27 protein-coding genes are annotated in these 23,652 nt (G+C 54.6%); 9 read left to right on the forward strand and 18 right to left on the reverse strand.

Translation table 11 applies throughout. From position 1 onward, the window contains the following. Positions 1-22 precede the first annotated feature (22 nt). The 11 genes from fliP to fliF form a co-directional block, all read right to left on the reverse strand. On the reverse strand, positions 23-778 hold the full coding sequence (gene fliP, locus AC6HVW_RS04420) for a flagellar type III secretion system pore protein FliP (protein WP_021180951.1): 756 nt from the start codon (positions 776-778) through the stop codon (positions 23-25). Continuing rightward, a complete protein-coding gene (fliO, locus tag AC6HVW_RS04425) occupies positions 775-1,179 on the reverse strand; it encodes a flagellar biosynthetic protein FliO (RefSeq protein WP_071680889.1) in 405 nt (134 codons plus the stop codon). Before fliO ends, fliP begins: the two co-directional genes overlap by 4 nt. Continuing rightward, a complete protein-coding gene (fliN, locus tag AC6HVW_RS04430; RefSeq protein ID WP_021180953.1) occupies positions 1,179-1,592 on the reverse strand; it encodes a flagellar motor switch protein FliN in 414 nt (137 codons plus the stop codon). The genes fliO and fliN overlap by 1 nt, the downstream gene beginning before the upstream one ends. Then, positions 1,585-2,589 (reverse strand): flagellar motor switch protein FliM, encoded by a 1,005-nt coding sequence (fliM, locus tag AC6HVW_RS04435; RefSeq protein WP_021180954.1) that lies wholly within the window; start codon positions 2,587-2,589, stop codon positions 1,585-1,587. The genes fliN and fliM overlap by 8 nt, the downstream gene beginning before the upstream one ends. A 6-nt stretch (positions 2,590-2,595) precedes the next feature. Further along, positions 2,596-3,087: a flagellar basal body-associated protein FliL gene (gene fliL / locus AC6HVW_RS04440; RefSeq protein WP_071680888.1), complete on the reverse strand. Its 492-nt coding sequence runs from the start codon at positions 3,085-3,087 to the stop codon at positions 2,596-2,598. A gap of 135 nt (positions 3,088-3,222) precedes the next feature. Beyond that, positions 3,223-4,443 carry a flagellar hook-length control protein FliK gene (locus AC6HVW_RS04445; RefSeq protein WP_071680887.1) on the reverse strand — a complete coding sequence of 407 codons (1,221 nt, stop codon included), beginning with the start codon at positions 4,441-4,443 and terminating at the stop codon, positions 3,223-3,225. Further along, on the reverse strand, positions 4,440-4,886 hold the full coding sequence (fliJ, locus tag AC6HVW_RS04450) for a flagellar export protein FliJ (RefSeq protein WP_021180957.1): 447 nt from the start codon (positions 4,884-4,886) through the stop codon (positions 4,440-4,442). Before fliJ ends, AC6HVW_RS04445 begins: the two co-directional genes overlap by 4 nt. 18 nt (positions 4,887-4,904) lie before the next feature. Continuing rightward, positions 4,905-6,266, reverse strand: coding sequence for a flagellar protein export ATPase FliI (gene fliI / locus AC6HVW_RS04455; RefSeq protein ID WP_021805706.1), 1,362 nt, complete (start codon positions 6,264-6,266; stop codon positions 4,905-4,907). Then, positions 6,266-6,964 (reverse strand): flagellar assembly protein FliH, encoded by a 699-nt coding sequence (fliH, locus tag AC6HVW_RS04460; protein ID WP_021180959.1) that lies wholly within the window; start codon positions 6,962-6,964, stop codon positions 6,266-6,268. Before fliH ends, fliI begins: the two co-directional genes overlap by 1 nt. After that, positions 6,957-7,949 carry a flagellar motor switch protein FliG gene (gene fliG, locus AC6HVW_RS04465; RefSeq protein WP_021180960.1) on the reverse strand — a complete coding sequence of 331 codons (993 nt, stop codon included), beginning with the start codon at positions 7,947-7,949 and terminating at the stop codon, positions 6,957-6,959. Before fliG ends, fliH begins: the two co-directional genes overlap by 8 nt. After that, positions 7,946-9,634, reverse strand: coding sequence for a flagellar basal-body MS-ring/collar protein FliF (fliF, locus tag AC6HVW_RS04470; protein ID WP_071680886.1), 1,689 nt, complete (start codon positions 9,632-9,634; stop codon positions 7,946-7,948). The genes fliG and fliF overlap by 4 nt, the downstream gene beginning before the upstream one ends. 318 nt (positions 9,635-9,952) lie before the next feature. On the opposite strand from fliF, the gene fliE reads away from it, so the two are divergent. Then, on the forward strand, positions 9,953-10,267 hold the full coding sequence (fliE, locus tag AC6HVW_RS04475) for a flagellar hook-basal body complex protein FliE (protein WP_024528887.1): 315 nt from the start codon (positions 9,953-9,955) through the stop codon (positions 10,265-10,267). Between the two features lie 818 nt (positions 10,268-11,085). Here the strand turns inward: fliE and AC6HVW_RS04480 are convergent. The 4 genes from AC6HVW_RS04480 to fliD form a co-directional block, all read right to left on the reverse strand. Further along, positions 11,086-11,952 (reverse strand): helix-turn-helix transcriptional regulator, encoded by an 867-nt coding sequence (locus tag AC6HVW_RS04480; RefSeq protein WP_071680885.1) that lies wholly within the window; start codon positions 11,950-11,952, stop codon positions 11,086-11,088. A gap of 313 nt (positions 11,953-12,265) precedes the next feature. Beyond that, positions 12,266-12,634: a flagella biosynthesis regulatory protein FliT gene (gene fliT, locus AC6HVW_RS04485; RefSeq protein WP_071680884.1), complete on the reverse strand. Its 369-nt coding sequence runs from the start codon at positions 12,632-12,634 to the stop codon at positions 12,266-12,268. Beyond that, positions 12,634-13,044, reverse strand: a complete 411-nt coding sequence (fliS, locus tag AC6HVW_RS04490; protein WP_021180965.1) for a flagellar export chaperone FliS — start codon at positions 13,042-13,044, stop codon at positions 12,634-12,636. Before fliS ends, fliT begins: the two co-directional genes overlap by 1 nt. 23 nt (positions 13,045-13,067) lie before the next feature. After that, on the reverse strand, positions 13,068-14,471 hold the full coding sequence (gene fliD / locus AC6HVW_RS04495; RefSeq protein ID WP_071680883.1) for a flagellar filament capping protein FliD: 1,404 nt from the start codon (positions 14,469-14,471) through the stop codon (positions 13,068-13,070). 283 nt (positions 14,472-14,754) lie between these two features. Between fliD and AC6HVW_RS04500 the strand changes: the two genes are divergently transcribed. The 7 genes from AC6HVW_RS04500 (at position 14,755) to tcyN (ending at position 20,945) form a co-directional block, all read left to right on the forward strand. Continuing rightward, positions 14,755-16,023 (forward strand): FliC/FljB family flagellin, encoded by a 1,269-nt coding sequence (locus AC6HVW_RS04500; protein WP_071680882.1) that lies wholly within the window; start codon positions 14,755-14,757, stop codon positions 16,021-16,023. Positions 16,024-16,202: 179 nt separating this feature from the next. Beyond that, the gene (locus AC6HVW_RS04505) at positions 16,203-16,925 is read left to right on the forward strand and encodes an RNA polymerase sigma factor FliA (RefSeq protein ID WP_021180968.1); all 723 of its coding nucleotides are present in this window, start codon (positions 16,203-16,205) and stop codon (positions 16,923-16,925) included. 60 nt (positions 16,926-16,985) lie between these two features. After that, positions 16,986-17,495 (forward strand): flagella biosynthesis regulatory protein FliZ, encoded by a 510-nt coding sequence (gene fliZ, locus AC6HVW_RS04510; RefSeq protein WP_065684264.1) that lies wholly within the window; start codon positions 16,986-16,988, stop codon positions 17,493-17,495. Positions 17,496-17,621: 126 nt separating this feature from the next. Further along, complete coding sequence (locus tag AC6HVW_RS04515; RefSeq protein WP_071680881.1) at positions 17,622-18,608, forward strand: D-cysteine desulfhydrase; 987 nt, start codon at positions 17,622-17,624, stop codon at positions 18,606-18,608. Positions 18,609-18,726: 118 nt separating this feature from the next. Then, a complete protein-coding gene (gene tcyJ / locus AC6HVW_RS04520) occupies positions 18,727-19,527 on the forward strand; it encodes a cystine ABC transporter substrate-binding protein (RefSeq protein WP_021180971.1) in 801 nt (266 codons plus the stop codon). Beyond that, entirely contained in the window at positions 19,527-20,189 is a 663-nt protein-coding gene (gene tcyL, locus AC6HVW_RS04525) for a cystine ABC transporter permease (protein WP_021180972.1), read from the forward strand. The genes tcyJ and tcyL overlap by 1 nt, the downstream gene beginning before the upstream one ends. 3 nt (positions 20,190-20,192) lie before the next feature. Then, positions 20,193-20,945, forward strand: coding sequence for an L-cystine ABC transporter ATP-binding protein TcyN (tcyN, locus tag AC6HVW_RS04530; protein WP_021805696.1), 753 nt, complete (start codon positions 20,193-20,195; stop codon positions 20,943-20,945). A gap of 32 nt (positions 20,946-20,977) precedes the next feature. Here the strand turns inward: tcyN and AC6HVW_RS04535 are convergent, their stop codons facing one another. From AC6HVW_RS04535 to AC6HVW_RS04545, 3 genes are all read right to left on the reverse strand, one after another. Beyond that, the gene (locus tag AC6HVW_RS04535) at positions 20,978-21,391 is read right to left on the reverse strand and encodes a type II toxin-antitoxin system HicB family antitoxin (RefSeq protein WP_071680880.1); all 414 of its coding nucleotides are present in this window, start codon (positions 21,389-21,391) and stop codon (positions 20,978-20,980) included. A gap of 27 nt (positions 21,392-21,418) precedes the next feature. Further along, positions 21,419-21,607: a type II toxin-antitoxin system HicA family toxin gene (locus tag AC6HVW_RS04540; RefSeq protein ID WP_071680879.1), complete on the reverse strand. Its 189-nt coding sequence runs from the start codon at positions 21,605-21,607 to the stop codon at positions 21,419-21,421. 199 nt (positions 21,608-21,806) lie between these two features. Further along, positions 21,807-22,742, reverse strand: coding sequence for an NAD(P)H-dependent flavin oxidoreductase (locus AC6HVW_RS04545; RefSeq protein WP_071680878.1), 936 nt, complete (start codon positions 22,740-22,742; stop codon positions 21,807-21,809). A gap of 208 nt (positions 22,743-22,950) precedes the next feature. Here AC6HVW_RS04545 and AC6HVW_RS04550 point away from each other — a divergent pair, with 208 nt between their 5' ends. Then, a complete protein-coding gene (locus tag AC6HVW_RS04550) occupies positions 22,951-23,580 on the forward strand; it encodes a TetR/AcrR family transcriptional regulator (protein WP_071680877.1) in 630 nt (209 codons plus the stop codon). The last annotated feature ends 72 nt before the right edge of the window (positions 23,581-23,652 follow it).

Below are 23,652 nucleotides of genomic sequence, written 5' to 3' on the forward strand. Positions count from 1 at the left end.
CCAATAGAGGGGAGGGGGCCTGCTAGCTGTAAAAACTCTGCGCCAGCGATCCCAACAGCAACTGCCAACCATCCACCAGCACAAACAACATCAGTTTGAACGGTAGCGAGATGGTCGCGGGGGGCACCATCATCATTCCCAGCGCCATCAGCACGCTGGCCACCACCAGGTCGATGATCAGGAACGGAATAAATACGGTAAAACCAATCTGGAAGGCAGTTTTCAGCTCACTGGTGACATAGGCGGGCAACAGAATACGCATCGGAACGGCCTCCGGACCTTCCAACGCGGGCAGGTTAGCTAGCCTGGCGTACAGGGCGAGATCGCTTTCCCGCGTCTGGCGCAGCATAAACTCACGTAGCGGCTGCGAACCTTTGTCAATCGCTACCTCCATGCTGATCTTGTCCTGACTGAACGGCAGGTAGGCATCTTGATATACCTTGTCGAACACCGGTGACATGATAAAGAAGGTCAAAAACAGTGCCAGCCCCAGCATCACCTGATTGGGCGGTGCCGATGGGGTGCCGAGGGCGTTACGCAGCAGCCCCAGCACGATGATGATACGGGTAAAGCTGGTCATCATCAGCAGCATCGCGGGCAGGAAGCTGAGTGAGGTGATCAGTACCAGCGTCTGCACCGGCAGCGTCCAGCTTTGGCCGCCGTTGGCCGTAGGTTGGCTAATCAGCCCCGGCAACTGTGCCAAAGCGGCAGGGCTGAGCAGTAGCAGGCCAGCGGCCAGCAGCGGGCCAAAAGCCCGGCGGTGGGAGAATGGATTCATGCCGATTTATCCGGGCGTTTTAATACGTTTTGCATCAGCTGGCGGAAATCTGCCGGTGATTTGTGATCGGTTGCTTCCTGTGCCGGTGGTGCGGGCAGGGTGTGCAACGGGGTGATTTGCTGAGCCGTAACGCCCAGCACCAGCCAGGTGTTATCCACTTCAACCACCACCACGCGTTCGCGTTGGCCAACCTGACAGCTGGCACGCAGGTTGAGCAATTTTTGATTGCCACGGGCCTGCGGAGCAAAGCCCAGCCGACGAAACAGCCAGCCAGCGAGCAGGATCAGCAGCAAAATAGCGCCGAGCGCGCTGCTGACCTGCATCAATACCGAGCCGGTGGGCAGCGCCGTACCGGCGGGCTGCTGAGTGCTTTGCGTCTGCACGCTGGCGTTGGGGGTCATCAGCGGCTCAGGCGGCGCATGCGCTCGGAAGGAGTGATGATATCGGTGATGCGTACGCCGAACTTGTCGCCGACCACCACCACTTCGCCTTGGGCAATCAGATAGCCGTTAATCAGGATATCCAATGGCTCACCGGCCAGACCATCCAGCGCTACCACTGAGCCTTGCGACAGGCGCAGTAACTCCTTGATGGTCATCTTGGTGCGGCCCAGCTCCACGGTCAGCTTGACCGGAATATCCAGGATCAGATCGATATCTTGCAGGCTACCCAACGCATCCTGAGCTTCCAGCGACTTGAATACGCCTTCGGTAGAGGCGGATTTTTCGGTCGCCTGTTGCTCGTTAAACGCATCAGCCCACAGATCGTCTACGGAGTCCTTCTCTTCGCCAGACGGTTGTTTAGGATCACTCATTGGGCCGTTCCTCACTCAGGGCATTCAAAATAGGGTTAATCAAATGTTCAACACGCAGGGCGTACTGCCCGTTCAAGGTGCCGTATTGGCTGGTCAAGACCGGGACGCCGTCAACATGGGCGATCAGGCGTTCCGGTTTATCGATCGGTAACACGTCGCCCGGCTGGAGTTTCAGCACTTTCGACAGGCGCATCGGGATATCGACAAAGTTGGCGATCAGTTCAAGTTCGGAGTGCTGAACCTGTTTCACCAGCGTTTCTCGCCACTGGCTGTCTTCCTGGCGGGAGTTCTCCACCGGTGGGTTAGTCAGCAACTCGCGCAGTGGCTCGATCATGGCGAATGGAATACAGATATTAAATTCACCGCTCAGCGCCCCGATCTCCACCTGGAACGGCGTGGTTACCACGATATCGTTGGGAGAGGTGGTGATATTGGTAAACTTGACCTGCATTTCGGCACGGACGTATTCCACATCGATCTTGTAGATGGCGCTCCAGGCATCGCCATAGGCGTCCAGCGCCAAGCGCAGCATGCGTTTGATCACCCGCTGTTCGGTTGGCGTAAATTCCCGGCCCTCGACCTTGGTAGGAAAACGGCCATCGCCACCGAACAGGTTATCCACGGCGATAAACACCAGGCTGGGGGCAAACACAAACAGCGCCGTGCCGCGCAATGGATTCAGGTGGACCAGGTTCAGGTTGGTCGGCACCGGCAGGTTGCGGGCAAACTCATGGTATGGCTGGATCTTGATCGCCCCGACGGTAATATCCGGGCTACGGCGCAACAGGTTAAACAGCCCCATGCGAAACTGACGGGCAAAACGCTCGTTAATGATCTCCAGCGCTTGCAGGCGCTCACGCACCACGCGCCGTTGGGTGGTGGGATCGTAAGGTTTGACCTCGCTTTCATGACCGATGACGGCGGCGGGTTCATCCCCCGCGCTGTCGCCATTGAGCAGTGCGTCGATCTCGGCCTGTGAAAGAATATTGTCGCCCATGGTTTATTACCGCAGTATGAAGGCAGTGAACAGCACATCGCTGACCACTTGCTTCGGTTGTCCCGTCACCAGCGGTGGGCTGAGCACGTCTTTAATCTGTGCCACCAGTTGCTGTTTCCCTTGCTCGTTGGCCAGTTGGCTTGCTTCCTGTCGTGAAAGCAGCATTAGCAGACGGCTACGCACTTCCGGCAGAAAATCGTTCAGCCGGCGGCGTGTTTCTTCATCTGGCAGGCGCAGCGTCAGGCCGATATACAGCACGCGGTCCGGGTTGTTATCCGGCGTCACCAGATTGACGGTAAAGGTATCCAGCGGCATAAACACCGGTGCCGGAGGTGGCTGCTTTTTTTCCTCGGCGGCGGGTTGACCGTTTTTATGCTGCTGCATCAACCACCAGCTGTAGCCTGCGGCACCACATGCGCCCAAGGCGATCAGTACCAGCAGGATCACCAGTATTGGACGTTTTTTTGTTGCTGCTGTTGGAAGGGAGTTCTGAGACATTACTAAGCCAAATCCTGTTCTCTGCGTGCAGATAGGCAGCACGCAATACATGTAATTCCATTATCCCGCTTATTCATGGCTGCAATAGCCAGAATAGGCGGGGAAAAGCGTGCCAGCTTGAGCGTTTGCACGCCGTCAGGCGAAAATATCAACGCCGTCGACCGAGCGGGCCATCGCCTGCAGCGCTGCTGGGGCGCTCAGGGCTTCAACGCCGGTTTCGGCGCTGCCGTGTTGTTCACGGTAAGAAGGCTGCCCGCCTTGGTGAGAGGCCTGCTGCTGTGACTGTTGCGGCTGCGGCAGTGACTCACCGCCAACGCTGCTCTGGCCAAGGTTGATGCCACTTTCCGCCAGCGCATGGCGTAGTTGGGGCAGCGTGGCTTCCACCGCCGCACGAACCTGGCCGTGTGCCGAGGCGATATGCAACTGGGCCTGGTTATCATCGAGCTTCAGCGTGATTTGCAAGGCACCCAGTTCCTGCGGATGCAGGCGTAACTCGGCGCTCTGCTGGCCGTTGCGGTGGAACATCAGCACCTGCTGACTCAGTGCTTGTTGCCATTCTGGGCTGCCGAGTTGAGCGTTCAACTGTGGCGTTGCCGGTGCGCTCACCGTCGCGCTGACGGGTTGGCTGGCGATCGCCGGGCTGGAAACTGGCGCAGGGGCTGCGTGCTGTGGCGTTGCAGAAGATTGCGCCGATTCAGCCGCCAGTTTCAGTGTGGGGGGGCCGCTATCCTGATTGTCATCGGCCTGAGAAGGCAGTACTGACGCCGCGCCGGTTTTGGCGGCCAAGGCGGATTTATCGTCTGCGTTCGGCTGCGATTTAGACGTTGGCAGGCCAGCAGTGGATAACGCTGGTTTTTCGCTCAGGGTGGCTAACAGTGATGCGGCTCCCGTCAGCGGCGCTTCGTCCCCGCTTGGCTCAGCGGTGGTTGCGACCCCATTCCCCGGTAACGGCTGCACTACGGCGGCAGGCAGCATGGCAAACAGGGCCTGCAAGCTGGCCGCATCCAAAGTATCTACAGGGTGCAACGGCTGTTCGTCATCGCGCTGGGTTAACCGGGTTTGGCTATCGTCTGCCGCATCCAGTTCCTGCGGAGCGGCCAGCAAACGGCCATGATCGCTGAGCGAGGTCAGCAATTGGTTAAGCTGTTGGCGGCTGAGGGTTGAGATTTGTGGATCTTCGGCCAGTAGCTGGGCCACTTTCGGCTTGCCTTTCAGTTGACCTTCAGGCATGAAGCGCTCGCCGAGCAGTTGAGCAAAGCTGGCAGACAGTCCGGTATCATCCAACGACAGCGCGGTAAGGCCAGTCTCCGTGCCATCAGCTGTCGCGGGCAAGCCAGAGAGAACGTTGAGGTTCATGGGTTTAGATTCCTTTGTGAACTGCGTTGAGCGAACTCATCCATCAGTTTTTGGTCACGCTTGTTTTCCAGCATCAGCTCGGCGCTGAGGGCACGGGTATTGAGCGTTTCAAAAGCGTTCAGCCGCTGCTGTTTGTCCTGCCACTGTTTGACCGCCCGCTCTACCTTCTCGCTCCACTGCAGCAACTGCTGGCGATGTTGGCTGATGGCCTGCTCGAGCGTACCGATAAACTGCTGGTAGTTTTGCCAACTGGCGGAACCCATGCCGCTAGACAGGGTGTTGTTCAGTTTTTGCCGATACTCATCCTGGTAGTTGAGCAGCATGGCAAGCTGTTGCTCCGCCGCCTGTTGTGCCTGACGTGCCTGGCCGAGGTGCTGTGCGGCCTGTTCTACGGCATCCTGCGCCAGATCGCGCAGGATAATCAGCGGTGACTGTGGTTTCATGGTGCTCAGGCTCCGTGGTTAAACAATCAGTTGCTGCAATTGCTGGCAGGCATCGTCGTAGCCGCTGCGTTCGAAAATGCCCTGTTGCAGATAGGCTTCCATCTGCGGATACAGCGTCATGGCCTTGTCCAGCAGCGGATCGCTGCCTGCGGCGTAGGCTCCTACACTGATCAGGTCGCGGTTACGTTGGTAACTGGCCAACATCTGTTTGAAGTTACGTACCCGCCGGTAATGCTCCTCGTCGATCAGCGAGGTCATGGCACGGCTGATCGACGCTTCAATATCGATGGCAGGGTAGTGGCCCGCTTCCGCCAGGCGCCGGGAGAGCACCACATGACCATCGAGGATGGCGCGTGCCGAATCGGCAATTGGGTCTTGCTGGTCATCACCTTCGGTCAACACGGTATAAAACGCGGTGATGGAACCGCCGCCGCTGATGCCGTTACCGGCACGCTCTACCAGAGCGGGTAGTTTGGCGAATACCGAAGGCGGATAGCCTTTGGTAGCCGGGGGTTCACCGATTGCTAGGGCGATTTCACGTTGCGCCATGGCGTAACGGGTCAGGGAATCCATAATCAGCAGCACGTGTTGGCCACGATCGCGGAAATCTTCGGCGATACGGGTGGCATAGGCGGCGCCTTGCATGCGTAGCAGCGGCGAAACGTCTGCCGGAGCAGCGATCACCACCGAACGCGCTCTTCCCTCGGTGCCGAGGATGTTTTCGATAAAGTCTTTCACTTCGCGGCCACGTTCGCCGATCAGCCCAACGACGATCACGTCGGCCTGGGTATAACGCGCCATCATGCCGAGCAGCACGCTTTTACCCACGCCAGAACCGGCGAACAGCCCCATACGCTGGCCGCGGCCCACGGTGAGCAGCCCGTTGATGGTGCGCACACCCACGTCGAGTACCTGTTCGATCGGGGTGCGTTGCAACGGGTTGAACGGGGCGGTGATCAGCGGTGCGCGGTAGCCGGTATCTGGTGCTGGCAGGCCATCGAGCGGTTTGGCACCGCCGTCGAGCACCCGGCCAAGCAGTGCCGGGCCAAGGGGTAACTGTTTGCTGGCGCTTTGTCCTTCGGGGGAGACGCGAGCATAGACCCGAGCGCCGGGCACAATACCGTCGACCTCTTCGAGCGGCATCAGGAACAGCCGCTGGCCGTTAAAACCGACCACCTCGCTTTCTACCTCCTGCACTACACCGCTGTCATGGCGTTCGATCAGGCAGGTGGCCCCCAGTGGTAACTGCAAACCGGTGGCTTCCAGTACCAGCCCGGTAGCTCGGGTCAGGCGGCCATAGCGGCGCACCGCGGGCGCACGGGCAATGCGTTTTTCCAGACTGTCCAGCGAGTTCAGCCAACGGCCGAGACGAACGGTCATCACAGCTCTCCCGGTGCGGCCAGACGGCACAGTTCATGCCAACGGGTAGCCAGGCTGGCATCCAGATCGCCTTCTTCTGCGCTGACCTTGCAGCCGCCTGGATGTAACTGTCCGTCGGCCAGTAGCCGCCAGCCGTGCAGGCTGAGGGTCATACCAAGCTGCTGCTCTACCCGTTCGTAATCATCCGGGTGTACGCGCAGCTGAGGTTTGCCGCTGAACATCGGTTCTTGCTGGATCAACTGTTGGATCTGGCCGAGCAGGGCGGTGCCATCGCACACCGGCGCTTGGCCGATGACCTGTTTGGCCGCCGTCAGGGCCAACTGCATCAGGCGCGAGGCAATCACGCTGTCGAGCGCGTCCAGGGTGTGCTGGAACTCGGTGACCAACTGCTGCCAATGTTCCGTGATCGGTTGCTGCTGCTGTTGGCCCGCCAGAATGCCTTGCTGACGACCTTCCTCCAGCCCGGCCTGGAAACCGGCGTCATAGCCTTTCTGCTGGCCCTCGGCAAAGCCTTGTTGCTGACCTTGCTGTTGGGCCTGCAAACGCAGCATCTCCAGCCGTTGCTGTTCGTTGATGCTGTCATCCTGCGGGATGATGATCACCTCTGGCGGGCTTTCCGGTTCCAGCACCGGTTTGGGATCCGCCAGATCGTTAAGCGACCAGGGCTGCCAGGGCAGGGTGTTGAGGCGATCAGACATAGGTGTCCTCGCCACCGCCGATGATCATTTCGCCGGTTTCTGCCAGGCGACGTACCACCAACAGGATAGCCTTCTGTTCGTTCTCCACCTGCGACATGCGCACCGGGCCACGGTTGGCCAGATCGTCGCGCAGGATATCGGCGGCACGTTGCGACATGTTCTTGAGGAACTTCTCGCGCAGCGGCTGTTCGGCCCCTTTCAAGGCGATCAACAGGGATTCGCTTTCCACGTCCTGCAACAGGCGCTGGATGCTGCGATCGTCCACTTCCACCAGGTTTTCGAACAGGAACATTTCGTCGATGATCTTCTGCGCCAGCTCGCCGTCGTAGTCACGCATGGCACCAATAACCGCCTCTTCCTGCTGGGTTTTCATCAGGTTGATAATCTCGGCGGCGGTACGGACGCCACCCATTTTGCTGCGCTTGAGGTTCTGGCCGTCCAGCAGATTGTTCAGCACTTCGGTCAGCTCTGCCAGGGCGTCCGGCTGTACACCGCCGAAGGTGGCGATACGCAGCATCACGTCGTTGCGAAGGCGCTCCTCGAACTGTGCCAGGATATCCGCCGCCTGGCCGCGCTTGAGGTGAACCAGGATGGTGGCAATGATCTGCGGGTGTTCGTCGCGGATCAGATCGGCCGCGCTCTGCGGCTCCATAAAGTTGAGCGTTTCCATGCCGGAGGTGTCTTCGCGTGATTCGAGAATATCCTCCAGCAGGCTGCTGGCACGTTCTTCACCCAAGGCTTTAACCAGCACCGAGCGTAGGTAGTCGCTGGCATTGACGCTCAGCGCGGCATACTGTTCGGCATCGTCTTCAAACTCTCTGAGGACCTCCCCCAACTGTTTGTGGGACACCTGGCGCATACTGGCCATGGTGCCACTCAACTGCTGCACTTCCCTTGACGAGAGGTGCTTGAAGACTTCGGCGGCGCGATCTTCACCCAGCGTCATCAGCAGGATGGCGCTCTTTTCGGTACCTGTCAGGCTCATAGTTCGTTACTCATCCATTGACGGATCACCAGGGCCACCACGCGTGGATCTTTATCTGCCAGTTCGCGGATCCGCTGGCCCTGGACTTCAGCATTGACGCGCTGCTGTGATTTCTTGTGCAGCGCCTGCTCTTCATGACTTGGCTTGTTCACCTCAGCCGGGCGACTGGCTGGCGTATTGGCAGCGGCCACTGCAGCTTGTTGCGCCACCTGACGGCTTTGCAGCTGCGGACGAACCAGCTTGCGCCACAAAATCCAGGCCACCAGCAGCACCAGCAAATAGCGGCCTGCGTTGAACAACTGATCGATAAACGACTGTGACTGCCAGAAAGGTAACTCGCCGCCGGTCTGCTCTACATCGTTGAACTGGGTGTTGACCACGTTAAGCGTATCGCCACGGCTGCTGGAGTAACCCATCGCTTCACGGACCAGAGATTCCACCTGAGCCAACTGTTCTTTGCTCATCGGCTGCGGTTTACCGTCTTTATCGGTACCCAGGGTATTGAGCACTACGGCGACCGACAGGCGTTCCACCGCTCCAGCCTTGTGCTGGGTATGACGAATGGTGCGATCCACCTCGTAGTTGGTGGTTTCATCACGGCGACTGTTTTGCGCTACGTTACCGCTAGCCCCGGTACGCGTGCTGTTATTGGCATTGTTTGCCGTGGCAGGGGTATTTGTATTGCCCGCAGCCGTAGTTTTTGGTGTTTCTATCGGTGCAGTCGGTGCTGCACTTGGCTGGTTGGAAAGGGCACCCGGTACGCCGCCGATCTGTTGCCCGCCGTTCTGTTCACTCTGGCTGAGCTGTCTGGAGCGTATCGCGGATTTATCCGGCTGCTGGTTGGGCTGGTACTGTTCGTCGGTTTGCTCGCGGGTGGAGAAATCGATTTGTGCCGTTACCTGAGCACGCACGTTCGCGCTGCCGACAATCGGTGCCAGAATGGCTTCAATACGGCGCTGATAGCGGTTCTCAACCTCATTGGCGTACTTCAACTGTGCGGCATTGAGATCGCGTCCGGTGCCGTCGGATTGGGTCAGCAGGCGGCCAGCCTGATCGACCACCGTGACGTTGCCCGGCGGCAAACCGGCCACGCTGCTGGACACCATATACACCACGGCATTGATCTGGCCGTCGTCCAACGTGCGGCCAGGTTGCAGCGTGAGCGTCACGGAAGCAGAGGGGTTCTTTTGTTCGCGTACAAACAGCGAAGGCTTAGGCAGTGCCAGATGCACACGGGCATTCTGTACCGGCCCCAGGGATTCGATAGTACGTGACAGTTCGCCTTCCAGCGCGCGCTGGTAGTTGATCTGTTCGCTGAACTGGCTGATGCCGAATTTTTCCTGATCCAGCAGTTCAAAGCCGACGGCACCTCCCTTAGGCAGCCCCTGTTGCGCCAGACGCAGGCGGGTTTCATGCACCTTCTCCGCCGGGATCATCAACGCCGAGCCGTTCTCGGTAAAGCGATAGGGGATGTTCATCTGCGTGAGTTGCGTGACGATAGCGCCGCCGTCACGATCGTTGAGATTGCTGTACAGCACGCGGTAATCCGGGCTTTTGGCCCATAGCATCAGCGCAACCACGATGGCGATCGCCGCCGAGGCCGCGATCAGCAGTGGAATTTTAGGGTTGGCACGCAAGCGATTCCATAGGGCCAGCAGGCCGTTATCACGGCTTTCACCATTCATGCTGGTACCCACTCTGGTGGGTTCGAGGTATGGCTAGCGTTGTTGTGTGATGACAAAACAGACTCCCTGAATACACAGTTCTTTACGGCCTAACAAAAGCGCCCCCATTTTTGGGCATGCCATTATTTGCTCTAGGGGCAAGTTTTGATGGCCCGATAAACCGGTGTTTTTGCAGTTAATTAGCCGCTTTAACCGGAAAGCACTGTGGTAGGGTGTGCAGCATCGGGATCATGCAGGCGAATGAAAGCGCGGTTTTCCCGCCGTTTTTCAGGCCAGCGCTTGAAATCCATAGGGTATGAATGAAGTAACGAGGTCATGATGGCAATTCAGGGTATTGAAGGAGTGGTGCAGCAGTTGCAAGCCACGGCGGTTCAGGCCGGAGCGCTGCGACAAAACGATCCGGTGCAGGGAGCCAGCTTTGCCAATGAGTTAAAGGCGGCTCTCGGTAAGATCAGCGAGACTCAGCAAACTGCGCGTCAGCAAGCACAGGATTTTGAATTGGGTGTGCCGGGTATCAGTTTGAACGACGTGATGGTCGATCTGCAGAAGTCTTCAGTTTCTTTGCAACTGGGAGTGCAGGTGCGTAATAAACTGGTTGCGGCTTATCAAGACGTGATGAATATGGCGGTGTAGTGGTAAATACAGGGCGGCTATAGCGCACAACAGATAATCTGTTCTGTATTGGCGTAAGCCCCCCTAATGTGATTTTCAGTGGTTTTCGACCCGTTTGCCTAATCAATAAATCATGGCAAGCCGGTGTCTTGAGCGTCGTCGGTGTTTTTTATGGGCAACACCAATCTTTTTACTATCAATAACTTTGGCGTGTTTCTTAAAGGAAAAAAGGCATAAAACAGTCAGCGATGCTACCAAATACTCCATTATCTTATCCTCCTTGAAATTGGTTAATTAAGCTAATATTTGTAGTTATTGTCCTAAATGTCAATTAACCGGGGTGCAAATTAGATATATCCTTATGTCGCCCAGGATCTATCTCATATTTTTAATTGGAGTCGTTCTCTGCCGCTCATAGCCCACGTAAAAAGTATTGGTTTACGGTGAGGCGATTGAGTCTCATTCAAGCACTGACAGAGAACCGCGAACTGTGTAACTTTAAGAAATATCTCTATTTTATTGACCGACCTAATTCCTATTGTGCGGTGGTTGTTATTTTTTCGACCGTGCTTTGGAGTATGCTGATGTCGTTATGGATAAGATGAACGATACACAGCTTTGGCAAGGATGTTATTTTTTCTAGGAAATAATCGCGCTAATAGTATTTATTCGGGAAAGGTGATGAGCACTAAAAGTGAAGTTAGATGGCGTTTTTTCAGCATTGTCATGTTAATTGTGTTGGCCGTATTGATCTATGTATTAGTTAAATTCAACTGATGTACGGGCCACTCAGGGTGGCCTTAGTCACATCCTCAGTCTGCCGTTGTTAAAACCAGCACCTACTCCTCTACCGTATTTAGCCATGGATATGCCGGAGGCTGCGCGGCGGTGGGCTGCATAATTCGCTGGTGCCCACGGATGGCGGTAGGCGCGAAGCCGAATCGTTTACGAAAGCGTTCGGCAAAACGAGAAGAACTCTCATAGCTCACATATTGTGCAATGGCGGAAATCGGCCAGTCTGTGGCCTGCAATAACAGCAGCGCGCGGCTCATGCGAACGTCGATCATCAGGCTGCGCAAGGCGCTATTCTCCGCCGACAGTTTACGCCGCAGCACCACCTCGCTCATCATCAGATTTTCAGCCACTTCGGCGGCGGTCCAAATCCGTTGCGGATCGCTTGCCAGCAAGCGGCGCACCTGCTGGGTCAGATTATTGGCTTCCTGGTGAGTAAAGCGGATCCCCAGGTGTGCCAGCCACAGCAGGATTTCGCACATTTTATGGCGGATAATCATCTGGGGAAAACGATCGTGCAGCGTCAATGCCAGCGCCGCGGTTTCAAAACTGTGCAAGAACGGGCAGGGCAGCTTCGTCAGCGTAGTGACGCCGGTGAAAGGGATAGGCGGCGCGATAGGCGTATTGGCTAGCGTATCAAACAGCAAGGGATCGCAAATCAGCAGTTGGCAACTGAATACTCCGCTGTCTGAAAGACTATTAATCACATCGGCGGTGAGCCCACCTTCCACGATCAACAACTCCCCGGCGCGAGCTACCACCTCCCGTTGCTTCCACCGTATACGTGTTTGCCCTTGCTGGATCAAAAACAGATGCGTCTGCTCAAAATAGAGCGACGGAAGTCGCAGTTCAGTATGCTGAATGATGTGTGCTGAGGCACCGATCCCGGGACAAAAATTAATTAAGCGTTCCATCAATATTCATTTCATCGTTATTATCTACGAATATCTTTACGCTTTGCTGGCGGATGGAGCAACATTTTTTCGCCTGTTGCCGATCACAACTCGGTAATTTACTTGTCAAGAATCAGTTTCCTGTTGAACAGAAAACGTCCGTGTCGGGATAAGTGTTATCCATTAAATCGGCAATAGTGCCAGCGGTTTGCATTTTCATGCATTACCTGCCATACGAATTATTCAAATCTCATGCGTTTATATTATGGTGCAACGGGATAATAATAGTGTTTTATCCTATTAATTACTTAGGACAGACGGTTAAACATAAGATTTATCTTGATTGCGGCTCACCAAGCAGCAAAGCGCGGTCATGGAATTGACCGTAGGTGCTGTTGACCGCGCTCTGGCGGGTAGACTGCCCGATCAAAACCGTTAATTCGTCCATGCGTAGCTGCATCAGTCGCTTCACTTCGGTTTCGTTTTTGAGGATTTGCTGCAATTTACTGCGTAAAATATCCTGCAAGGTCGAAGATGGCTCAGGGATACCTGCCAGTTGGGCGGTTTTTTCTACCGCCTGAACGTAGGTGATCTCCATTTCAATCAGCGCATCCCACTGGCCAGCCTGCGCCAGTGTGATCATTTGCTCGCTCAGGCTATGGATCTTTTGATAGGCCAATAGCAGTTGTTGGTGGTGTTCCATTATACGCCGTCCTGAACGGGTTGATAATTGGGGCCAATTTGGCGCCAGGCGTCGGCAATGTTCTCCAGCAGCCCGCTGACCTCGTCAAGGGCCGCGACATCATTATGCAGGTTGGCCTGCATCAGACGGCGTTTCATATAGTCATATAAGGCGGCGAGATTATCGGCGATCTCCCCTCCCTGTTCATGATTGAGGCCATTTTTCAGCCCGTTATCAATGATATTAATGGCTTTTGAGATCGCCAGCCCCTTGCCGGCGATATTCCCCTGATCCATCAGGATGCGTGCACGAAGCAGGGCGCTGAGCGCCCCGTCGAATAGCATCACGATGAGCTGGTGCGGGCTGGCACCCATCACGCCACTTTCTACACTAACCTGGGCGTAAGCCTGGGTTCCGCTGCGGTTGTACATGCTATTTTACCTGGTTAACGCGCCTATTTAGACGTGAACTGTTGGGTTAAATAATTACTGGTACCATTCAGTTTTGACATCATGGTATCCAACTGAACAAATTGCTGTTTGTAACGATCGATGGAGCTTTGAATACTTTCGGTCACGCGGGTGATTTGGGTATTCAAACGGTCGAGGTTGGTATTGATGCTCTTGGTCGAGTTCTCAATCACGCCGCCGGCCTTGATATAGTTTTGGATCTCATTGTGGATTTCCGTCGCCATACCGCTCTCTTTACCATCACCAGCGAAGAAATTGGCCACTTGATCGGGTTTTTCATCGATCGCCTTTTTCAACTTGTCGCTGTCCAATTCCAATTTGCCGGTTTTGGTATTGGTAGTAATACCCAGGTTGCCCAAGCCCTTCAGCTCCGGGTTGTCCTGTGCGGCGCTTAGAGCGCTCTTAATGGAGGATTGGATGCCGCGCAGCGTGTTGTCACCCAGCAGCGCCCCATTTTTGTTGTTCTGTGCTTCACCACTCTTTACTGGGGTGTATTTCGTCAGCGAATTAAAGGTATCCAACAGCGAGTTATAGCTATCAACCCAAGCCTTGACCTTGTCCGAGGTGCCGCTTTTATCGGCGGTGACCACCAGGTTCTGCGGTTCGCCCGGTTTGGTGATGGTTTTCAGATCCAGCGTCACCCCTTGCAGGGCGTCGGCGATCGAGTTGGTGCTGCGCTTGATGGTGGTGCCGTTGATGGTCAACTCGGCATCCTGGCCTTTGACCGTTTCCTTCATCGCGTTGCTGGTGCTGGTAGGATCATAATTTAAGATCGCTCCCAGTTTATCGTCATTATTAACCTGCACCTTGACCGTATTTTTTTCGCCGGTGGTGGAGGAACTGATGGCCAACTGATAGTCGTTGTCGCCCACGCGCATGATGGTGGCGTTCACCCCGGCCTTGGCGCCGTTAATCGCATCACGCATTTCCAGCAGTGAGGTTTGATCGTCACCTAGCGGGATTTTGACCTCTTTGGGCGGGTTGCCGGCGGTGATCGAAATCGAACGATCGCTGGCGCCGATAGTGCCCAGTTTCTCCGCTTGATCGTTAATATCGGCCTTTGTCGTCAAGGTTTGCGGCTGTGCCAGATGCTGCACCTCGACGCTGTAGTTACCCGGGACCGATTTGGCGGTGGTAGTCACGTTAAACTGATCGTGAGTGGTGGCGGTAGTATTGTTAAAGAATTCTGGCTTGGCCAAATCCTTGCTCAGGTTATCGAATTTTTCCAGCGAGCTTTTCAGCGTGCCGTAGGCAGTCAGCTTGGCGTTATAGCTGGTTTGCTGGGTTGTATAAGGTGTCAGACGTTGTTGTTCCGCCTTGGTCAGCTTGTCCAGCAAGCCGTTGAGGTCCAGCCCTGAGCCGATGCCTAATGAACTAATCGATGCCATTCGTGATTCTCCTATGGTCAATGACTTTTACGCTCTATGCGTTATCGGCTCAGTATTCAAAAAGTTTACGGATAAATAGAAAAAACGATGGCGCAGTAGAAGAGGGAAAAACAGCGTTATTCGCGCCATTGGCGAAAAGTGAAAAAAACGGAAAAAAAATCTAAAGGTTGTGGGGGGAGCGCCGATACCTGAGGAGACGGTGGTTGACGCCGTGGACCAACAAGGTCCGAACCCTTTAATTGTGAATGCGAACGTCGCAACTGATTCGTAAGGAAAGCAAATTATGGCACAAGTAATTAATACCAACAGCCTGTCGTTGATGGCGCAGAACAACCTGAACAAATCTCAGTCTTCTCTGGGGACCGCTATCGAGCGTCTGTCTTCCGGTCTGCGTATCAACAGCGCGAAGGATGATGCTGCGGGTCAGGCGATCTCTAACCGTTTCACCGCTAACATCAAGGGCCTGACTCAGGCTTCCCGTAACGCTAACGACGGTATTTCTCTGGCGCAGACCACTGAAGGCGCACTGAACGAAGTCAACGACAACCTGCAGAACATCCGTCGTCTGACCGTGCAGTCTCAGAACGGCTCTAACTCATCCAGCGACCTGCAGTCAATCCAGGATGAAATCTCTCAGCGTCTGAACGAAATCAACCGTATTTCAGAGCAAACCGACTTCAACGGCGTGAAAGTGTTGAGCGGCGACCAAAAACTGACCATTCAAGTTGGTGCCAACGATGGTGAAACCATCGATATCGATCTGAAAAATATCAACGCCAAAACTCTGGGTCTGGATAAATTCAGCGTTGCCGATCCGTTGGATACCAGCAAAGTGGGTGCAGAAGTCACTGCTGTTGACAAAATGGGGGCACCAACTATTGCTGCAGATGGTACTGCAGGTACAGCCAAAACGTCTACAGATGGCAAAGTTTATGCTTCAGGGTCAGATCACTATATTAAAACTGGTGCCTCTGAATGGGTAAAAGGGGACCTGGATGCTGACACTGGTGAATTCACTTTTAAATCAGACGATGCTGCAACTGTAGTGACTGCTGAGCCTGCTAATATGACCGCAGTCACTTCGACTAAGACTGGTACCACTAACGTTAGCGGTTTGGCTACCGGTGAAAAACTGCATGCTTTCACTGACACCAATGGTAAAGCAGGTTACATGGTTAAAGGTAAAGATGCTGATGGCAACGATACCTTCTTTAAAGCTACAGTGGATGCCGCTGGTAAAGTAACCAAAGGCGCGCAACAGTCTACCGATCCAAAAACTGCTGACCCACTGGCAACTCTGGACAAAGCTCTGTCACAAGTTGACGGCCTGCGTTCTTCTCTGGGTGCGGTACAGAACCGTTTCGACTCTGTTATCAACAACCTGAACAGCACCGTGAACAACCTGTCTGCTTCCCAGTCTCGTATTCAAGATGCTGACTACGCGACCGAAGTGTCCAACATGAGCCGTGCCAACATCCTGCAACAGGCTGGCACCTCTGTTCTGGCCCAGGCTAACCAGTCTACCCAGAACGTACTGACCCTGCTGCGTTAATCACTCTCTCCGATTAGCCTGTCATCCAAACCCTGCTTCGGCAGGGTTTTTTGTCTTTTGCTGCCATCAGCGTTTTTACATGGCACAAATAAAGCCCGTTTTGTATGGCTGTTCAGACGATTGGTATTGCGCCTGCTACGGATAATAGCCATGACTCCGTTATCCGCAGGTTAGACATAGTGAGCGATCTGTATACCGCCGAAGGCGTCATGGACAAGAATTCTCTCTGGCTGCGCTACGTTCCGCTAGTGCGCCACGAGGCGTTACGCCTGCAGGTTAGGCTGCCCGCTAGCGTGGAACTGGACGATCTGCTGCAAGCAGGGGGAATAGGGCTGTTAAACGCCGTTGAGCGTTACGATGCCCTACAAGGAACGGCCTTTACGACCTATGCCGTGCAGCGTATTCGCGGAGCAATGCTCGACGAGTTGCGTAGCCGTGACTGGGTGCCGCGCAGCGTTCGCCGCAACGCTCGGGAAGTAGCGCGCATGATGCAGCAGTTGGAACAGCGGCTTGGCCGCCCGGCCAGCGAAATGGAGGTGGCACAGGGGTTGGATGTCTCGCTGGACGAGTATCGCCAGATCCTGTTGGACACCAATAATAGCCAGCTATTTTCCTACGACGAATGGCAGGAAGAGCATGGCGACAGCGCCGAACCGGTGCTGGAAGGTCATGAAGCTGCCAATCCGCTGCATCAACTGTTGGAAGGCAATCTGCGCCAGCGGGTGATCGATGCCATCGAGGCGCTGCCGGAACGCGAAAAACTGGTGCTGACGTTGTATTACCAGGAGGAGTTGAATCTGAAGGAAATTGGCGCAGTGCTTGATGTGGGTGAGTCGCGAGTCAGCCAGTTGCATAGCCAGGCAATTAAACGCCTGCGGGCACGTCTGGCACAGGACAACTGATCCCCAAAGCCTGCCTCCCTAACCAACCTGATTACTGCCGCAATAAATGGACTGCAAATGATGCCAGGAAAACAGTTGAAGAAACGGCCACTCAGCCGCTACCTGAAAGATTATAAACACAGCCAAACCCATTGCTCCCAGTGCGAGAAGGTACTCGACCGCATGGCACTGGTGTTCCGTGGCAAGATCATCAATAAGGAAGCCATCGCCCGGATGGATCAACCGATTGACGATCTGGTCTGGCAAAACGTGCAAAGCGAGTTGACCGCGTTATGCCGGTTTTGTAGTGAAATCTCCTGTAATAGCCACCCCAGTTACTTCGACATCATGGCGTTTAAGCAGTATCTGTTTGAACAGACCGAGATGAACCACAGCACCATCCGCGAATATGTCGTACGCCTGCGGCGCCTGGATGAAATGCTGGTGGCACACAACTATCCTGCCGATCAGTTTGCCAGCGCCTTCAACCATCAGCGTATTATTGACGATCTGCCACCGGCGGCGAGTGATAACTATCGCATTGCGCTGCGTAAATACGACCAATACCTGGCCTGGCAAAAAAGTTATTGATCGACCTGACCCGGTCGGTTGGCCGGGTTATCCCGCAGCCATCCCCACGAATAAAGAGTGATTATTCAGAGCACATCTGATAAATCTATCACTCAAACACCGTTATTTTATTCCCTGGGGGAAGTTGTGGATCTGCAACAGCAACTGGCGCAATTCCCGCGCCTGGATTTGGTTGGCTCTGCCACGCCGCTCGAAAAGTTATCTCGCCTTTCAGACTACCTTGGCCGCGAAATTTACATCAAACGTGACGATGTCACTCCGATGGCGATGGGTGGCAACAAGCTGAGAAAGCTGGAGTTTTTAGCCGCCGACGCGGTACGCCAAGGTGCCGATACCCTGGTTACCGCCGGTGCCATTCAATCCAACCACGTTCGCCAGACCGCCGCCGTGGCGGCCAAGCTCGGCCTGCAATGCGTTGCGCTGTTGGAAAACCCCATCGACACCAAAGCGGAAAACTACCTCAGTAACGGTAATCGTCTACTGCTCGATCTGTTCAATGTTGAAGTGGTGATGTGCGATGCCTTGCACGATCCGCAGATGCAACTGGCCGATCTGGCCACACGTTTGGAAGCCCAGGGTTTCCGTCCTTATGTCATCCCCGTAGGGGGTTCCAATGCGCTCGGCTCATTGGGCTATGTGCAGTGTGCGCTGGAAATTGCTGCACAAAGCCATGGCGCCAACTTCAGTTCGATCGTAGTGGCATCCGGCAGTGCCGGGACTCATGCCGGTCTGGCGGTGGGGCTACAGCAACTGCTGCCGGAGAGCGAACTGATTGGCGTGACCGTTTCCCGCAAGGTGATCGATCAGTTACCGAAGGTTGAACAGTTGCAAAAAGCGGTCGCCTGTTCGCTGGATATTGACGAGCTGGCCCCCATAACCCTGTGGGATGACTATTTTGCCCCGCAGTACGGCATGCCGAATGACGAAGGTATGGCGGCGGTGAAGCTGCTGGCGCAGCAGGAAGGTGTGCTGCTGGACCCGGTCTATACTGGTAAGGCGATGGCAGGGTTGATTGATGGCATCAGCCAGAAACGTTTTCGCGATGAAGGTCCGATCCTGTTTGTGCACACCGGTGGGGCACCGGCGCTGTTTGCTTATCACCCGCAGGTCTGATGCCGAGCAAAGTTGTTATTCCATTTAGAACTATAGTTATTAGGTTATATTCCTTTATGAAGTGTTTATGACTGTTAAAGTCATGAAATCAAAAAGATAAACAACAGATGGGGTGTCTATGGTCTTTTCAAAATTTCGTCGTCAACTGCTGCTGGGTGTGATGGCCGTGGCGCTGACCACCGGCTTGAACGTGAAAACCTATGCGGCCGATAACCTGCTCGATCAGGTCAAGCAGCGCGGCACGCTGATCGTTGGGCTGGAAGGCACCTATCCGCCGTTCAGCTTCCAGGGCGAGGACGGCAAACTGACCGGCTTTGAGGTGGATTTCGCTAATGCACTGGCGGAACATCTGGGGGTGAAGGCCAAGCTCAATCCAACCAAATGGGATGGCATGCTGGCCTCGTTGGAGTCCAAGCGTATCGACGTGGTGATCAACCAGGTCACCATCTCCGATGAGCGTAAGAAAAAGTACGATTTCTCTACCCCATATACCGTTTCCGGTATTCAGGCGCTGGTGAAGAAAGGCAACGAAGGCATTATTACCAAGGCCGACGATCTGAAGGGCAAGAAGGTCGGCGTGGGTCTGGGCACCAACTACGAACAGTGGTTGCGTGACAACGTGCAGGGTGTTGATGTGCGTACCTACGACGATGACCCAACCAAGTATCAGGATCTGCGCGTAGGCCGCATAGATGCCATTTTGGTCGACCGTCTGGCGGCGTTGGATCTGGTGAAGAAAACCGGTGATACGCTGGCCGTCGCTGGCCCGGCATTCTCTCGCCAGGAAGCTGGCGTAGCGGTGCGTAAAAACAATCCGGAACTGCTGGCCGCTATCGATCAGGCGATTGCCGAAATGCAGAAAGACGGGACGTTGGCGAAGATCTCTGAAAAATGGTTTGGCGCGGACGTAACTAAATAATGCAAGAGAGTATTCAACTGGCGCTGGATTCAGCGCCATTTTTATTACGGGGTGCGCTGTTAACCCTCCAGCTTAGTCTGGGGGGCATGGCGCTCGGTTTGATCCTCGGGTTTTTGTTGGCGCTGATGCGCCTTTCGCCGTTATGGCCGATCTCCTGGCTGTCACGTATCTACGTTTCCCTGTTTCGCGGTACGCCGCTGATCGCCCAGCTGTTTATGATCTATTACGGCTTACCGCAGTTTGGCATCGAGCTGGATCCGTTCCCGGCGGCATTAATCGGTCTTTCGTTAAACACCGCCGCTTATACGTCGGAAACGCTGCGTGCGGCCATCTCCTCTATCGATAAAGGGCAGTGGGAAGCGGCGGCCAGTATCGGCATGACGCCCTGGCAGACCCTGCGCCGGGTGATCCTGCCGCAGGCGGCTCGCACCGCGCTGCCTCCGCTGGGCAACAGCTTTATCGGGTTGGTCAAAGATACCTCGCTGGCGGCGACCATTCAGGTGCCGGAGCTATTCCGTCAGGCGCAACTGATCACCTCACGTACGCTGGAAGTGTTCGCCATGTATCTGGCGGCATCGCTGATCTACTGGGTGATGGCCACCTTGCTTTCCGCGTTGCAGAACCGCCTGGAAGCGCACGTTAACCGTCAGGATCAGGAGTAGCCGATGAGCGCCATCGAAGTCAGACAGTTGGTTAAAAAGTTCAAAGGGCAGACCGTATTACACGGCATCGATCTTGAGGTGAACGCGGGTGAAGTGGTGGCGATTATCGGGCCGAGTGGTTCCGGTAAGACGACCTTGCTGCGCAGCATCAACCTGCTGGAGGTGCCGGATTCTGGCACTATCCGTGTCGGTGACATCTTGATCGACAGCGCTCGCCCGCTGAGCAAACAAAAAAATCAGGTACGGGCCCTGCGCCAGCAGGTGGGCTTTGTGTTTCAGAGCTTCAACCTGTTTCCTCACCGTTCGGTGCTGGAAAACATCATCGAAGGTCCGGTGATCGTTAAAGGAGAGGCCAAGGCCAGCGCTGAAAAACTGGCGCGTGTCCTGTTGGCAAAAGTGGGGCTGAGCGGTAAAGAGCAGGCCTACCCTAAACGTTTGTCCGGCGGTCAGCAGCAGCGCGTAGCCATTGCCAGGGCGTTAGCGATGCAGCCCGAGGTCATTTTGTTTGATGAACCGACCTCTGCGCTGGATCCTGAACTGGTTGGCGAAGTGCTCAATACCATTCGCGCCTTGGCAGAAGAGAAACGCACCATGGTGATCGTCACCCACGAAATGAGCTTTGCCCGTGACGTGGCCGATCGCGCCATTTTTATGGATCATGGCCGCATTGTCGAGCAGGGGCCCGCGAAGGCGTTGTTCGCCAACCCGCAGCATCAGCGCACCAAGCAGTTTCTGGATAAGTTTCTCAACCAGTGATCTTGTCAGGGGGCGATGCCCCCTTAACCTCGTTATCCTGCTTTTAACAATTCATTACGCGCTGCGGCGGCGAGAAATGCGCTGCGGCTGCCATAGCCCGGATGCTGTTGCACCAGCGAATCAATACGGTTGAGCAGCCGGTGGGGCAACGTGATATTGATACGTTCAGCCCGGCCATCGAACTTGTCCATATTGATATCCACCAGCAACCACTGGCCGCCGTTGAGGGCGTCGTTGCCCTGAGCCAGATGGAAGGACACCGCCTGCGGGCGTGGAATGGCCTGATTGTCTTTACTCAATAATTCAAAGTGGGCATCCAGAGCGCTTTTGGCATCCTGGAAGGTTTGATCGAGACTGTCTCCGGCAAAGTAGCAGCCGGGTACATCGGGAAAAAAACCGCTGGCGCTGCCATCCGGCTCGGCATGTATATAAGCAGGATAAAACATAGTGTTACCTCGTCGTTGCGAAATGGTCTAGGAATCAAGCAACCCTGCATCCTTCATGATTTGCCGCAGCGTTCCCAATTTCACATCCTTATTGGGATGAGGCACGGTGATCACCAACGATGAGTTGGGGTGTTTGAATTGATGGTGGCAGCCTTTGATCCGTTGTAAAACCCAGCCATGGCTTTCGAGTCGTTTAATCAGTTCTGAACTGTTCACCTATTCATTCCTTACAATACACACCATACACATTAATTGGCAAGGTGATGAATACGGTATCGGCTGATTTTTATGCAGGCAATAAAAAACCCCGCGTCAATGCGGGGTTTGCGAAGACGCTCGCAATAGGGGCAGCTATCTTCATTTTGCAGGGTCTCTTTGGTTGTTCGTGGTGTTACCGATTACTCAACAGAATCAATTAATGAAAGGCGGAAGAGAATTCGCAGACCACGTCCTTAACGCTGCTAATTTCACCAATGCCGCCTGCGGCACCAGACACCGTGATCACACCATATTGGTGATCTCCGTCTAACATACCTGTCTTGATGATGCCCACTTCGCTCTCGCCGCGTCCGGCGCGGATACTCTCGGTGGCGATGACGCGAATATCTCCTGCCGGGGTATTAATTTCGAGCAACTCCTCAGAGCGAACGTCGACAATCGCTTGTTTGGTATTGAGGCTGGCAGGGGATTCAAATGTGGTGATAAAGCGTGTGCCGACATAGATCCCGGCAGCTCCCATTGCCATGGCGGCCTTTGCGGTTTTCAGGTTATAGATACCTCCGGCGGCAATCACCGGAATTTTGACCACATCGGTGACCTGGGGCAGCAGGACCAGGGTGCTGATACGGTGTTCACTCAGGTGTCCTCCAGCCTCATGACCGGTGACAATGATCGCATCTACCCCGATGTTTTCCGCCATGATGGAGTTTTCGACCGTCGGTGAGATTTCGCGGTGAATAACGATAACTCCGGCCTCTTTCAGCCTGCGGATGTACGCTTCACCTTTGGTAATATCCTTACCACTGGTTATGACGATGTTAATTTTTTCCTGCAGGATGACCTCCAGTAACGGCTCGGCGTATTTAAAACTGATATCGACTCCTTCGATGGGCAGGAGGTAATTAACGGCAAAGGGTTTATCCGTTAAGCTTCTGGTTTTCCTTATTTCCTGGCGGAAAGCCTCTACGGTCGCAACTATTCCGCCATTGGCAACCTGGCGTCCGGCATTCGGGCCTAATACTCCCAGCCCCCCAGCGTTAGAGACCGCAGCGGCCAGTTCGGCAGAGTTCAGCCACACCATGGAGGCTTGAATAACCGGTGTTTCGATAGCTAATAAACTCTGTAATTTCATGATTCCATTCCTTAGTAAAGTTTTGCGTAGGACGATCCTTACAGCTTATGTAATGATCGTTATTTAATTACCATACTCGCAGAGTGGTGATGATGCAATCATATTTTGTAGTGATCGTTATTTTAAGTGGCGCCATGGCATAAACTGGGGCAATATTTTATAGTGATCGTTACATAAATGGTGTCACCAAGGCCCTGGAGCCCTATACATGAGAAAGGATCTACCGGAGCGGCCTGCACGTGGCAGGCCTAAAAAACTCGATCGCGACGATGTGTTGGAAAAGGCTATGGGGTTGTTCTGGCGCTTTGGCTATGAACCCACGTCGATGTCTCAACTGATTGAGGAAACAGGAACCAAACCTTCTTCGCTATACGCTGAGTTTGGTAGCAAGGAAGGCTTATTTTGTGCGGCGGTGGATAAGTATCTGGCCACTTACGGTCACGCCAGAGATGTGATCCTTGAACAGGACGATCTCCCTTTACCACAGGTAATTGAGCAGTTGCTGCGTACTTGCGTTGATTGGTTTACCGACACAGAGACTCCCGCCGGCTGCTTTATGGTTGTTGCCACCTTTGGGATGTCTGCTGAGGATGAGGCGTTATTTAACCAGCTTAGCCAGCCAAGAAATTCCGCAGAGAAAAAAATTGTCGAGTGCCTGGAGCTGCGCGTTCGCCAGGGAGAACTGCCGGAAAACACCAACTGTGCTCTGTTGGGTAAGTACATTGCCAATGTCATCCAGGGCATGTCTGTGCAAGCCCGCAATGGAGCAACCCGAGAAGAGCTATCTGGTTTGGTGGATATCTTTATGGATCAATGGCAAGCGATATCTGCATCCTGACGGCTTTTGAACTGCCATACCTCAGACAATAAAAAACCCCGCATTGCTGCGGGGTTGATGGTGTTACTCGAA

The organism is Serratia sp. NCCP-200 (assembly GCF_059697885.1).

Bases quoted from the DNA above. Each gene is read 5' to 3' on its own strand.
- fliE (WP_024528887.1), top strand. From the start codon at position 9,953: ATGGCAATTCAGGGTATTGAAGGAGTGGTGCAGCAGTTGCAAGCCACG.
- AC6HVW_RS04535 (WP_071680880.1), bottom strand. From the start codon at position 21,391: ATGTTTTATCCTGCTTATATACATGCCGAGCCGGATGGCAGCGCCAGC.
- tcyN (WP_021805696.1), top strand. From the start codon at position 20,193: ATGAGCGCCATCGAAGTCAGACAGTTGGTTAAAAAGTTCAAAGGGCAG.
- fliO (WP_071680889.1), bottom strand. From the start codon at position 1,179: ATGACCCCCAACGCCAGCGTGCAGACGCAAAGCACTCAGCAGCCCGCC.
- fliS (WP_021180965.1), bottom strand. From the start codon at position 13,044: ATGTACAACCGCAGCGGAACCCAGGCTTACGCCCAGGTTAGTGTAGAA.
- AC6HVW_RS04545 (WP_071680878.1), bottom strand. From the start codon at position 22,742: ATGAAATTACAGAGTTTATTAGCTATCGAAACACCGGTTATTCAAGCC.
- AC6HVW_RS04480 (WP_071680885.1), bottom strand. From the start codon at position 11,952: ATGGAACGCTTAATTAATTTTTGTCCCGGGATCGGTGCCTCAGCACAC.
- fliT (WP_071680884.1), bottom strand. From the start codon at position 12,634: ATGGAACACCACCAACAACTGCTATTGGCCTATCAAAAGATCCATAGC.
- fliL (WP_071680888.1), bottom strand. From the start codon at position 3,087: ATGTCTCAGAACTCCCTTCCAACAGCAGCAACAAAAAAACGTCCAATA.
- fliI (WP_021805706.1), bottom strand. From the start codon at position 6,266: ATGACCGTTCGTCTCGGCCGTTGGCTGAACTCGCTGGACAGTCTGGAA.
- fliG (WP_021180960.1), bottom strand. From the start codon at position 7,949: ATGAGCCTGACAGGTACCGAAAAGAGCGCCATCCTGCTGATGACGCTG.
- AC6HVW_RS04445 (WP_071680887.1), bottom strand. From the start codon at position 4,443: ATGAACCTCAACGTTCTCTCTGGCTTGCCCGCGACAGCTGATGGCACG.
- fliN (WP_021180953.1), bottom strand. From the start codon at position 1,592: ATGAGTGATCCTAAACAACCGTCTGGCGAAGAGAAGGACTCCGTAGAC.
- tcyL (WP_021180972.1), top strand. From the start codon at position 19,527: ATGCAAGAGAGTATTCAACTGGCGCTGGATTCAGCGCCATTTTTATTA.
- fliH (WP_021180959.1), bottom strand. From the start codon at position 6,964: ATGTCTGATCGCCTCAACACCCTGCCCTGGCAGCCCTGGTCGCTTAAC.
- fliF (WP_071680886.1), bottom strand. From the start codon at position 9,634: ATGAATGGTGAAAGCCGTGATAACGGCCTGCTGGCCCTATGGAATCGC.
- fliJ (WP_021180957.1), bottom strand. From the start codon at position 4,886: ATGAAACCACAGTCACCGCTGATTATCCTGCGCGATCTGGCGCAGGAT.
- AC6HVW_RS04500 (WP_071680882.1), top strand. From the start codon at position 14,755: ATGGCACAAGTAATTAATACCAACAGCCTGTCGTTGATGGCGCAGAAC.
- fliZ (WP_065684264.1), top strand. From the start codon at position 16,986: ATGCCAGGAAAACAGTTGAAGAAACGGCCACTCAGCCGCTACCTGAAA.
- AC6HVW_RS04550 (WP_071680877.1), top strand. From the start codon at position 22,951: ATGAGAAAGGATCTACCGGAGCGGCCTGCACGTGGCAGGCCTAAAAAA.
- fliD (WP_071680883.1), bottom strand. From the start codon at position 14,471: ATGGCATCGATTAGTTCATTAGGCATCGGCTCAGGGCTGGACCTCAAC.
- fliM (WP_021180954.1), bottom strand. From the start codon at position 2,589: ATGGGCGACAATATTCTTTCACAGGCCGAGATCGACGCACTGCTCAAT.
- fliP (WP_021180951.1), bottom strand. From the start codon at position 778: ATGAATCCATTCTCCCACCGCCGGGCTTTTGGCCCGCTGCTGGCCGCT.
- tcyJ (WP_021180971.1), top strand. From the start codon at position 18,727: ATGGTCTTTTCAAAATTTCGTCGTCAACTGCTGCTGGGTGTGATGGCC.